This is a genomic window from Oleiphilus sp. HI0125, from assembly GCF_001635355.1.
The window spans coordinates 1-12,606 of the sequence record NZ_LWGF01000442.1; the positions used below are offsets into that span (position 1 = coordinate 1).

The 12,606-nt window shown below is 46.7% G+C and carries 11 protein-coding genes; 6 read left to right on the forward strand and 5 right to left on the reverse strand.

Annotation, left to right across the window (positions count from 1 at the left end; all coding sequences use genetic code 11):
• The 6 genes from A3762_RS05920 to meaB all read left to right on the forward strand — a co-directional run.
• Positions 1-337: helix-turn-helix transcriptional regulator (locus tag A3762_RS05920; RefSeq protein ID WP_156493278.1), on the forward strand; the 337-nt coding region annotated here is incomplete at its 5' end.
• Between the two features lie 245 nt (positions 338-582).
• Positions 583-2,238 carry an acyl-CoA carboxylase subunit beta gene (locus A3762_RS05925; protein ID WP_068754514.1) on the forward strand — a complete coding sequence of 552 codons (1,656 nt, stop codon included), beginning with the start codon at positions 583-585 and terminating at the stop codon, positions 2,236-2,238.
• Between the two features lie 26 nt (positions 2,239-2,264).
• Entirely contained in the window at positions 2,265-5,123 is a 2,859-nt protein-coding gene (locus tag A3762_RS05930; RefSeq protein ID WP_068754516.1) for a biotin/lipoyl-containing protein, read from the forward strand.
• 70 nt (positions 5,124-5,193) lie between these two features.
• Entirely contained in the window at positions 5,194-5,595 is a 402-nt protein-coding gene (mce, locus tag A3762_RS05935; RefSeq protein ID WP_068474885.1) for a methylmalonyl-CoA epimerase, read from the forward strand.
• Positions 5,596-5,782: 187 nt separating this feature from the next.
• Positions 5,783-7,930 carry a methylmalonyl-CoA mutase gene (gene scpA, locus A3762_RS05940; RefSeq protein ID WP_068754518.1) on the forward strand — a complete coding sequence of 716 codons (2,148 nt, stop codon included), beginning with the start codon at positions 5,783-5,785 and terminating at the stop codon, positions 7,928-7,930.
• Between the two features lie 3 nt (positions 7,931-7,933).
• Positions 7,934-8,932, forward strand: a complete 999-nt coding sequence (gene meaB / locus A3762_RS05945; RefSeq protein WP_082868967.1) for a methylmalonyl Co-A mutase-associated GTPase MeaB — start codon at positions 7,934-7,936, stop codon at positions 8,930-8,932.
• 48 nt (positions 8,933-8,980) lie between these two features.
• On the opposite strand, the gene A3762_RS05950 is transcribed toward meaB, so the two are convergent.
• From A3762_RS05950 to A3762_RS27175, 5 genes are all read right to left on the reverse strand, one after another.
• Entirely contained in the window at positions 8,981-9,871 is an 891-nt protein-coding gene (locus A3762_RS05950; RefSeq protein ID WP_068474891.1) for a bile acid:sodium symporter family protein, read from the reverse strand.
• 92 nt (positions 9,872-9,963) lie between these two features.
• A complete protein-coding gene (locus tag A3762_RS05955) occupies positions 9,964-11,103 on the reverse strand; it encodes an autotransporter outer membrane beta-barrel domain-containing protein (RefSeq protein ID WP_068754520.1) in 1,140 nt (379 codons plus the stop codon).
• Positions 11,100-11,720, reverse strand: a complete 621-nt coding sequence (locus A3762_RS05960; RefSeq protein WP_068754522.1) for a hypothetical protein — start codon at positions 11,718-11,720, stop codon at positions 11,100-11,102. The genes A3762_RS05955 and A3762_RS05960 overlap by 4 nt, the downstream gene beginning before the upstream one ends.
• Positions 11,721-11,861: 141 nt before the next feature.
• Positions 11,862-12,107 carry a hypothetical protein gene (locus tag A3762_RS05965; RefSeq protein ID WP_068754523.1) on the reverse strand — a complete coding sequence of 82 codons (246 nt, stop codon included), beginning with the start codon at positions 12,105-12,107 and terminating at the stop codon, positions 11,862-11,864.
• Between the two features lie 81 nt (positions 12,108-12,188).
• On the reverse strand, positions 12,189-12,606 hold a 418-nt coding region (locus A3762_RS27175; RefSeq protein ID WP_197469059.1), incomplete at its 5' end, for a hypothetical protein.

Genomic DNA, 12,606 nt, shown 5'->3' on the forward strand with positions numbered 1-12,606 from the left:
CAGTATTTCGGCGAAAGCACGACAACTCATCGAACCTCGTCAATTACGCAAAGAAGACCGTTTATCGCTCCTAAATAGCAGAGAGCTTTCAGAAAAACTGGGCATGAGCGAGCCCACCTTACGCCGAAAATTAAGCGCTGAAGGCAGCTCCATTCAGAGCATAAAAAATGACGTTCGCTTCAAACTTGCGAAACAACAACTCAAAGCCACGAATTTCAGCATTGCAGACATCGCATTACAGTTAGGATTTAGCGAGTCACGAGCATTCTCGCGCGCATTTAAACAATGGTCAGGGCTTAACCCTCAAGATTATCGCGATACACGCAGCCCACATTAGATAAAACAAAAATGACCAATCACAGATTTTCTGATCGTTTATGTCTATTGATCAAATATTAATATGTCTACGAATCGACATTAAAAATCATCAAAACCATAAAATTCAATAACTTAATTATAATTATCGACCGTTTTAATCAAAAGACATAGTTTCACTTTCGAGTCACATCAACTTATTATCCACGCCATAAAAATGAACATCGCCCAGTGCGACCAACGCAAACCCAACATAGTTTTCGGCTTATGAGTGACACGATACCGTCTATTTCTTTAGACAACCCCTTCGATAAAACAGAAGAATTGAAGTTCAAAACCCCAGGCCAAACCACCTATCAACCTGGCCCCTATGAGGACAGTTTGCGTAAAGGCTGGGAACTCATCAAACGTCCTAAAAAAGCTGCTGGAGTAAAAGCGATCAGCCGCCAGCACGCCAAAGGGCGAATGACAATATGGGAACGTATTTCAGTACTCACTGATGAAGAGCCAACCATACTCTTCCAAAACTGGGGCCCGAACCTGGACGGAGCGTCTTTAGTCACAGCAATCATCAAAATAGATGGTCGCGACGTCGCATTGTATGGCCACGACTTCACAATCCGCGCAGGCTCAATGGATGCTACCAACGGTAAAAAGCTAGCACGCTTAATCGAATTAGCAGGCAAACGAAAAATCCCTTTAGTTGGCCTAAACGATAGCGCCGGCGCTTATGTTCCTGCAGGTGTTGGCGGTCTGGATGGATATGCCGAAGCCTTCACCGCGCTGCGAAAAATCAGCGGTGTGGTGCCTAGCATCATGTGCATGTTCGGATTTAATGCCGGCGGCGGCTCATATCTCCCTCGCCAAGGCAGCTTTATGATTCAACCGAAAAATACCTTCTTTGGACTCACGGGCCCAGGTGTTGTGAAAAGCGTATTGGGTGAAGACGTAACACCTGACGAGTTGGGTGGCCCGGGTGTTCACAGCCAAACAGGGGTTACTGACTTTGTCGTTGAAGATGAAGTAGCAGCGCTAAAGAAAGTAAAAGAAATTCTTAAATACATCCCGAGTAACAATAGCGAACTCGCACCGCACCAGCCAACGTCTGATGCTGTGAAGCGTGAGACGTGGGACATCGACATCCTGCTGAAGAAGGCCTTTAACAGCCCAAGCGGTTTTAACACTCCACTTGATGTCAGCATCATTATTCAAGAATTATGCGATCACGGCGACTTCCTTGAGATTCAACCTGATCGAGCGCGCAATACCATTACTGCGCTTGGAAGAATGGACGGCAACGTGATTGGTTTTGTCGCGAACAACAGTGCAGTTGCCTCGGGACAAATAGATATTGCCGCGGCCTATAAAAACGCACGTTTTATTCGCTTCTGTAATCTGTACAACATTCCAGTCATCTTCATGGAAGACACCACAGGCTTCTTACCTGGGCGCGAACAAGAGTCGATGGGTATCGTACAGGCAGGTCGCGCGATGCTCGATGCGATTGTTGATTTGCGCACCCCGCGCTTCTTAGTGATCCTACGCAATGCCTTTGGTGGTGCATATGCCTCTTATAACAACTATCCAACCGGTGCAGATTTCGTTATTGCTCTGCCATCCACGCGCGCAGCTGTGATGGGGCCAGCCGGTGTCGAGTTCGTTTACAAGAAGAAGCTTCGTGCTATCCGCGCAGCCGTAAAATCTGGAGACGAAAGTGCCGAATGGGGTGCAGAGCAAGAAGCCATTCTGGCGAAACGCTACGAAGAAGAATTGATGAATCCAAACGAAGCCTTGAGCCTTGGATCGATCTCTCAAATTGTCATGCCCAAAGACCTGAGAAAAGTACTCTGTGAAAACATGAGCTTCCACCTTCGCCACTACAATGCTGAACCTATGCAATCTGTTCAGCGCGAATTTTTCTAATCGGTCTCTGGAATAGGTTTCAACACATGACTAATGCAACGACTACCAACCATTATTTAAATAATGCACTTATCCATGAAGATCGACGTCTAAAAAAATCGTCCTCAAAATGGGTACGCAGCTTTGATTGCCGTAAACTTCGCCCATTGATCATTTGCCGTGGCCCGATCAGAAAAGAAGCCATGGATGTATTTACAGAAATGGGCATTGATGTCTTCGGTATTTTATTGTCCGAGAAAGACAGCGTCGTATATCAGAATGCCCTCGCTCCTGAGTTACGTCAGTTGGAAGATTCTTCTCGCGTTCACCGCGTACCCGACTATACCGGTGCCGATAAAGCTGAGCGCGAAGCACGTATTCAGCAAATCATTCAAATAGCGCACGAAAACGACTACAACGCGATCTTTGCCGGTTATGGTTTTATGGCCGAAGACGAAACTATGGTCGCCGCGATGGAAAGCGCAGGCCTCACGTTCATTGGCCCATGTTCGCGTACCGTACACGATGCGGGCTTGAAGGACGAAGCGAAGCGCACTGCACTCAAAGTTGGGGTTAGCGTGACGCCGGGTATTGATAACGCAACAGCTATTACCCTATTGAAAAAACATCCTGACGAAGCTGCGCTATTGGCACTCTGCGAACAAGAAGCGCTAAATGTAGACGTTGCTGTGCTCAAGCAAACTGAGTCGATGGAAGACAAAGCTGACCTAGTACTTGCAGCAGGCTACAAAAAAGGCATCGACCTATATACTGTTGAAGAACTTCAACAAACGATCGCCGAACAAGTCGTTGAGATCGGTAAAAAGTTTCCAGAAAACCGCATACGCTTAAAAGCCATTGGCGGCGGTGGAGGTAAAGGTCAGCGCATACTACCAAGCCCTTCTTCATTTAAAGGCAGCCAAGAAAAACGCCTACAGGCGGTTTCAGAAAGTGCCCCAGGACTGGTACTTGAAATACTGAACGAAGTAAAAGCCACTGGCGTTGGCGATAACAAAAACGTGCTTATTGAGCTCAATATCGAAACGACTCGCCACCAAGAAATCCAAGTAATTGGTAACGGCGAATGGACGCTAGCCTTAGGCGGCCGCGATTGCTCTTTACAGATGCATGAGCAAAAGCTTCTCGAAGTTTCTGTAACCACCGAAGACTTACAGAATGCATTAGCGCAGGCCGTAAAAGATGGTCGCGATTCTGAAGTGAAAGTACTCAGCCAAGACATACTGACGCTCGAAGCAATGGAACAAGAAGCCGAACGTTTTGGCGAAGCAGTTGGGCTTGATAACGTATCAACCTTCGAATGTATTGTTGATCGAGACAAGCACTTCTTCATGGAGATGAACACGCGTATTCAGGTAGAACATCGCGTCACAGAACTCTGCTATAGCTTGCGTTTCACCAACCCTGATAACGAGGAAGAAAGCTTCATCGTGAAGTCTCTCGTCGAAGCGATGGTGCTTTTAGCAACGCATGGCAAACGCCTTCCAAAACCAGAACGTGTTCCACGTTTCAATGCATCAGTCGAAGCACGTTTGAACGCTACCAATGACGCACTAGCACCACATGCTGGGGGCATCATCAAATATTGGTCGGACCCTCTCGAAGGAGAAATTCGTGATGACCAAGGTATTAGTCGGCACAACCCTGATACTAATGTTTTCATGAGCTACCACTTAGCTGGCGCATATGACTCTAACGTTGCGTTGCTACTAACGGTTGGCGATGCACGTCTTGATAGCTATCAGAAAATGGCTGAAACCTTACGCGTAACGAAACTCGAGGGCAAAGATCTATCTACGAACCTTGAGTTCCATTACGGCTTAGTGAATTGGTTTATTGGCAACAATATCAATGCGCGCCCCACTACCCGTTTTATTGTTCCCTACCTCACCGCTGTAGGCCAATTGAAACAGGTTGCCAACGACCTCGACGTTGATCAGGCCTACCAAGCGATCATCAAAAAAGTTCTGAACGAGCAACCAGAGCAGGCAAAAGACATTCAAGCCACCGCTGAACGCAAAGCACTGCTTCTTACACGCGCAGTGAAACAACTGTTTAGCAACCCTCACGTTCTTTCGGGATGGCTAAGCATCCATAAAGACAGCTTTACACAAAGCGCAAAAGGCAAACTGTCTTGGCAAAGAAACCCTATTCACGTCTTAGACGAAACTTACCACTATCTTAATATGGACTTCACGCCAGAAAACCCTGCTGCACGTATGATCTGGGATCATGACAACGAAGTTCTGCAAGCCGCTACCGACTTCTACAAACAAGTTGAAGACATCATCGGTACAAATGATTTTGTCGAGCTTGATAAAGCACTCAAGGCCGCAAGAGCTCCAAAAGGTCTTGGTAAAGAGCAGTGGTCAGCAACTAAAGCGGCGCACGCCGGTTATCAGCTCGGCAACGACGTCATGCTATTGCTCGCGCATGTCGCATACAGCACTGAGTTCTATAATTTGAGTGTGAATGACGACCTAAGTATCCATATTCCAGATACGCTTTCTGATCCCGATCTTCAGGATGCAATGGCGAAGGTTCTTGTTCCTCCTCCAAAAGCGAAGAGTGATGAGATCCTTGCTCCTTCAGGCGGGATGTTCTATGCCTGTGAAGCACCGGGGTTACCAGCGTTTATTGAAGAGGGCCAGCACTTCGAAGCAGGACAACCGCTATTCATTGTTGAGGTCATGAAAATGTTCAACAAAGTGAACGCTCCTTTTGCTGGCATTATTGAAAAATGCCTCATCGAACGCGATGGAGAAATCATCAAGAAAGGGCAACCAATCTTCAAGATCGTGCCAGATGAAAAAATCGAAACACTCACTGATGAGCAGATCAAACAGATCAAAGCCCAAGCGTGTTCCGTATTCTTGGATAGAATTTAAAACACTAAATAACTGTTCAACTGGGGTCAGCGCTAATGCGCTCTGACCCCATTATCAAACGAGAGAGAACATGATTACTGGTTTAGATCACATAGCTATTGCAGTACCTGATTTACAGAAAGCAATTCAACGCTTTGCTGAAGACTTTGGATTGGATTTCAAAGGCCAAGAAGATGTTGAGTCCGCCCTGACTAGCACGGCATTTTTCCCTTTAGACAAAACAAGCATTGAGCTTGTGCACCCACTGAATGGACAAGGACCGATCCAGAAGTATATCGACAAAAAAGGCGGGGGCATGCATCACCTATGCTTTCGAAGCGATGACATCGACTCTGACATCGAACGCCTCAAAGCAAAGGGTTATGAGTTCTTGTCAGATGCGCCATCACTGGGTGCACACAACTGCCGAGTTATCTTCATTCACCCTAAAAGCTGCGATGGCGTTTTGGTTGAATTGAATCAGCCGATGTAGTTTTAATAAATTGGGGTCAGCACAAAAGTACTCTGACCCCAGTTGTGAAAATTTTATCGACGCATTAAGCCCGTCGATTGCGAAGCAATCCGGGTCGCCTTTGGGGTGTCGAGGTCTTTGGCGACACAAAGACCCCGACTCGTCATCAGACGAAAACCAAAGTTAGTTTAAGCACTAGAGTTAAATTATGACTGAAAAGAAAACGCTCAAACTCGACGAGTGGGAAGCCCTCGCTACCAAACAAATGAAAGGCATGAATCCAGAAGAAATGACTTGGATGTCACCTGAAGGCGTTCCCGTAAAAGTACTCTATACGGCCGACGACACGAAGGGTCTTGAGCATATCGACTCCTTACCTGGCATGGAGCCCTACATGCGAGGCCCTATGGCCACAATGTATGCCGGTCGTCCTTGGACCATTCGTCAATACGCAGGCTTCTCGACTGCTGAAGAATCTAACACTTTCTATCGCAAAAACTTAGCCGCTGGCGCACAAGGTGTGTCGGTTGCGTTTGATCTAGCTACGCATCGAGGTTATGACTCAGACCATCCTCGCGTTACGGGTGACGTGGGTAAGGCAGGCGTCGCCATCGACTCAGTCGAAGATATGAAAATCCTCTTCGATGGCATTCCCTTAGATAAAGTTTCGGTCTCGATGACCATGAATGGCGCGGTGCTTCCGGTGCTTGCTAACTATATCGTTGCTGCGGAAGAACAAGGCGTTTCTCAAGAACAGCTTGCTGGCACCATTCAGAATGACATTCTGAAAGAATTCATGGTACGTAATACCTATATTTACCCGCCAAGCCCTTCCATGAAAATTATTGGCGATATCATTGGGTATACCTCTGAGAACATGCCACGCTTTAACAGCATCTCTATCTCTGGCTACCATATTCAAGAAGCTGGTGCGGACGCGGCTTTAGAGCTCGCATACACGTTGAGCGATGGCCGCGAGTATGTTCGCACTGCGATTAACGCGGGTCTTGATGTCGACAAATTTGCGCCACGCTTATCGTTCTTCTGGGGCATTAGCATGAACTTCTACATGGAGATAGCTAAGCTACGAGCAGGTCGCTTATTGTGGCATCGCATCATGCAAGAGTTTTCGCCAAGCAATCCAAAATCATCGATGCTACGCACACACTCTCAAACATCTGGTTGGTCGCTCACCGAACAAGACCCATATAACAATGTGATTCGCACAACGATCGAAGCGATGGCTGCAGTATTTGGCGGCACACAATCTCTTCATACCAATGCGCTTGATGAAGCGGTCGCACTTCCGACAGAATTCTCTGCTCGCATTGCCCGCAACACCCAGATCATCATTCAAGAAGAGACAGGCATTACTCAAGTAGCTGACCCTTGGGGTGGTTCTTACATGATGGAGTCGCTCACACAACAAATTGCGGATAAAGCATGGGCTCTGATCGAAGAAATTGAAGAAAGCGGTGGTATGGCTAAAGCGATTGAGCAAGGCCTACCTAAAATGCGCATAGAAGAAAGCGCAGCTAAAAAGCAAGCACGCATCGACCGTGGCGAAGATGTCATTGTAGGCGTTAATAAATATCAACTTGCGGAAGAAGAAGAGCTAGATATTTTAGAGGTCGACAACCTTGCAGTGCGCGAATCACAAATCAAAGGCCTTGAGAAAATCAAAGCAGAGCGTGACAATGACGCCGTCAAAGCTGCACTTAATGCCCTCACATCTGCAGCAAAAACCGGTGACGGAAACCTACTTGCTTTAAGCGTCGCAGCTGCTCGTTTACGAGCCACTGTTGGTGAAATTTCTGACGCATTAGAAGAAATATATGGTCGTTACCAAGCTCAAGCTCGAACCATCAGCGGCGTATATGGCGCAGCGTATGATGAAGACAAGGACTGGAATTTGATTAAAGACGATATCGCAACGTTTGAAGCGCAACATGGTCGTCGACCTCGTATGCTCGTTTGTAAGATGGGCCAAGATGGACATGACCGCGGCGCCAAGGTGATCGCAACTGCATTTGCTGATGTTGGCTTCGACATAGATTTAAGCCCCATGTTCTCGACACCTGAAGAAGTCGCAAAACAAGCCATCGAAAACGACGTGCACGTAATCGGCGTAAGCTCGCAAGCGGCAGGCCACAAAACACTCGTTCCAGGGCTAATTCAAGCATTAAAAGAGCAAGGCGCTGAAGACATCAAAGTCGTCGCTGGCGGCGTGATTCCGAAGCAAGACTACCAAGTATTGTATGACGCAGGAGTGGTTGGTATTTTTGGGCCAGGGACGCCGATTCCACAGTCTGCACGCGAAGTTCTTGACGCTATTAATCAGGCTAATGCAGGTTAATTCATGACTGCTCTTGCGCCGATAAAGAAATTATTAGACGGACTCGTTCAGAATACCTCTGATCCAGTTCGTCGGCGCAGCCTCGCAAAATCTATTACCCTAATTGAAAGCACCAAAGCCACGCATCAAGAACAAGCACAAGCACTGTTAAACCAAGCCTTACCTTACTCGGGGAAAGCTAAGAGAATAGGCATTAGCGGCACACCCGGTGTTGGAAAGTCGACCTTTATTGAAGCTTTCGGACTTTATTTAATTGAACAAGGTCTGCGTGTTGCAGTGCTTGCTGTCGATCCGAGCTCACCTATTCGTGGTGGTAGCATTCTTGGTGATAAAACCCGCATGGAAGAGCTCTCACGCGCGGATAACGCCTTTATTCGACCAAGCCCCTCAGCGGGAGCTTTAGGCGGCGTTGCTCAAAAAACACGAGAAAGCATGATCTTGTGTGAAGCCGCAGGCTTTGATGTCATTCTCGTTGAAACCGTTGGCGTTGGCCAATCTGAGTATGAAGTCGCATCGATGGTCGATTTCTTTATGGTGCTCATGCAGCCAAATTCAGGCGACGAATTACAAGGCATCAAACGTGGCATTATGGAACTAGCGGACGCTTTGATCATTAACAAAGCAGATGGCGATAGTCTGCATCAAGCTGAGCGCACAAAACAACATTGCCAGAATGCCTTACATCTGATGCGAAGTTCTGAAGAATGGGAGCCTCAAGCCCTGACTTGCTCATCGATTGAGAACAGAGGGATTACAGAAATATGGGCTTTGCTGACAGACTACTTTTCTTCTAATCAGGCTATCCTCGAAACAAAGCGTCAGCAGCAAAACGAAAAATGGTTGGACAGGCTCATCACAGAGCAGCTTCGACACGCTTTTGAGACCCATCAAGCCGTTCAAGAATCGCTCCCTCAACTGCAGGAACAAGTAATTTCAGGGAAACTCACTGCTTACGACGCAGCAAAAACCTTGATAGCACGCTTCAACGAACCACAATCATAAATTGAGCCAAAGCCTTACTGGCAGGCGTGGCGCAATCTACCTTGATCATTAAGCTGCGGTGTTATTACCGAGTTGATCTCCGTGAATTTTGTTTACCAGCAAGCCAAATAAAGCTGCTGTGACAAACATAATGACGCTATAAATAGCAGCTGGCGCGGCCATCACTCCGTTATTCAAAAGCATTGGAGACAAGGCAATGGCTATCGCCAAAGTACCATTGTGAACACCAATCTCCATACCAATCGCAATGCTCTGACGGAGCTCCAGCTTCAACAAGCGAGGCACGCCGTAACCAACGCCCAAACTAATCAGATTAAACGCTAGTGCTGCTGCACCAACAATCGCAAAGTACTGAGTAAACTGCTCCCAACTTTCCATCACGGCAACCACAACAACCAAGGCTAAGAATAGTGCCGACATAATCTTAACTGGCTTTTCCATGACCTCAGCAAAGCCTTTTCTAAAGCGCCGAATCGTCATCCCAATGCCGATCGGAATCAACACAATCGCAAAAACCTGAAGTACCTTAGAGAATTGTAAGCCGACACTACCTTGCTCGCTCATGAAGTAAAACAAACTCAAATTCACAATGATTGGCAGCGTAACAATGCATAGAACAGAGTTAATGGCGGTGAGCGTCACATTCAAAGCCACATCGCCATGCGCAAGATGACTAAATAAATTAGCACTGGTTCCCCCTGGGGATGCCGCGAGCAACATTAGCCCAACCGCCAATTCTGGAGGAAGAGCAAATGCGATGACCAAACCAAAGCATGCGATTGGCAAAATAATAGCCTGACAAAATAAGCCTATTAGCACCGGCTTTGGCATTTTAAAGATGCGGGTAAAGTCAGAAATCGTTAAGGACAAACCCAGCCCAAGCATAATAATGCCGAGACTAGCAGGAAGGAAAATCGTAAGGATTGGTGTTGAATTCATGGAAAGCTCGTCTGTTGTTATTGTTAAGCCATCACACAAGATGGCTTGTTTAACAGAACGATGTCAACTCGAATTCAGTTTTCAATCATCAATTAAAATTGATAGCTGTAGTTCAAACCAAAACCGTGCTCATCACCATTATCAAATTTGCTATAGCTTACCCCTCCTCCCAAGGCATGCTGCTCTGCAAAGTGATAACGAAGGGCCAAACCGCCAATCCAAGTATTCGCGCCGCGATTCTGACCAGTATAAGTGCCGGTAGCGCCTGAGGTGACAGTAACAGAGTGATCGCCACTTTTATCGGCACTCAAATCACGGTCATAACGCAATATTGCATTAGCGCTCAAACCCTCGTGATCATCAAGGTACTTTTCAAATGCCAGACCCAAACCCATTAATGAAGACTCGGCATCGCTTTTGTCTACGCTCATCGCCAAGGCAGCACCGCCGGTCTCAGAATAGGCGTTTTGACTTGCTCTCACGTGACTAATCGAAGCAAAAGGCGCGATATTCACAAGTTCAGAGTTATAAATAGGTTTGGCAACCTGCAAGGCGACATAGACAAAATCCGAATCAAAGGTCGCCTCAGCTTTCGGTGCAGTTGTTAGACTACGAACCGAGTCCGTCTCATTCATGCCATAGCCGATAACACCATCGAGCTCGATCTGATTCTCAAACCGACCACTCCAGTAAGCCCCAAAGTGATAGCCCGAAGTATAAAAACTAATGCTCTGAGCGTCATGCTCATCGATGGTTTGATCGACCACACTAAAGTAGACACCAGCATAACTATCACGCGTTGAGAGCAGGTTCGCTCCAAGCGTCATCTGAGTCAGATCGTACTCAAAACCTGCTTCGTTTGTGCTTGCATCAATACTGCCATCGACACGAGATACGTCAGCCCAAACATTCTGATTAGACGCACTATCGCCACCTAAGAAGTTAGGTGCAAAGCTTTCCTGTCCTTCCGACAAACCAAATTCAACATTGCGCATAAACACGCTGTTAATAATCATCTCAGCCTGCTCAAGTCCAACCGTTAAATGCGAGGCAACAGGCTCGGCATGAGAATCATTGGTTAACTGTGCAAGCTGTGCATTTGTTACTGTATTCAGCTGGCTATTCACTGCGGTATTGGTTGGCGCTTGATTCACTAAACTTTGCCCTGCGACTTGCTGATTACGCGTAGTCAGAGAGGAGTGCGTCGTGATGTTATTAAGATCTTTAGTCAAAGTAACAGTATAAGTATCTGTTGCACCACTTGCTTTACTCCGGAAACTTGAATTGCCGCCGGCATTGTTGCAGTTAAACTTGCGGTATAAGTAGACGAGTCCTGGCCCGCATCGGCTTCGACAACCACATAGCTATTTCCATCCAAGTCATCAGCTGTATAAGCACTAGATTTTGGCGCAGTCACGACATCGTGCGTGCCTATAACAGCGCCCCCATTGAATTCGATCTTGTCGTTGTCGTTACTAACATCACCAACTTCCAAATTGAATTGCAATGACGGATCACCAAAGACTGGCACCAAGCTGTTATCTAAAGCAGAACCATTCAGGTTAAACCGAATCGTACCGATATCTCCGGAGCCAACACCTGGTGAAAACTTAGGGTTATTACGAAATAAGAAAGTAGAAGAACTCTGGGTGTTAAAATCAATATGACCATTGATAAGCGCGTCATCAATGACCGAATACGAGTTCGCACCAAAACCAATAGCCGTATTAGCGGCATCTCCTGCTTCACCAATCGTCACTTCAAGGCCGAGAAGTGCACCAAAAGAATTTAAACCGGTGAAACCCGCTGCATCATCCGCGGTAATTGTTGCATTGCCTTTAAATGACATACCCTTAAGTGGCGGCGCCTATCGCAGCACTGTGCAAGGAATTGCTACCCTGCTCAAAGCTCAACTGTGCTTCGGCGACATTTACTCCGTTTTCTATTTCGAATCTAGAACCATTACTTAAGGTAAAATCTGGAGTATTGGTCAGGGTTGAGCCAGATTCGATCCAGACGCCAGCACAGTATCGACATCTAAAGGCGCATTATCGAGAATGAAATCGGCTTCGTTCAAGTCGATCTGAAACTTCACATCAGTGCGATTTTGACTAGACTGCACGATCCCGCTAGTACCCGCATCAAGAAGCTGAATATGCAAGGTACTACCTTTAGCAGCATTGATGGTAAAGGACTCTTCTCTACCGAAAGCATTCAGCGTCGTACTCCAATCCAATAAGGTTAAATAGCTGTTTTCTGCGAGATTAATTTCATCACCTTGAAGTGCCCAACCTGCCGTACTGGCCTGAGTAAAACCTTAAATAAGGCTAGTGCCGCGAATATCAAAAATCAGCTTATTGTTTGCATCCGCGTAAAAACTTGGCTCAGCAGAAGTCCAGTCAAAGATCAGATCACTGTTATCTAGAATTACATTATAACTGCCGCTCGGGGACTGGAAGTTGAATGTGACATCATCACGAAGTACTAAACGAGAATTTGTAATCGATAGTTTCTCGGCGCTCAATTTGCTGGCGGGGCCGGAGTTAGTGATAGTGAGAGCATGCTTTTGACCTCCCACACTTTGAATAATTACATTTCTAAAGTAAGTTCCCGCCGGCGTACCAACCGTTTCACCAACGGGTGGCGGTCGGCTTCCTGTCTTCCACTGAATACTTCGATCTGACAAGAGCGCAAAATCACTCGACAAGGTATAAGTCGTCGTATCAATACCAACA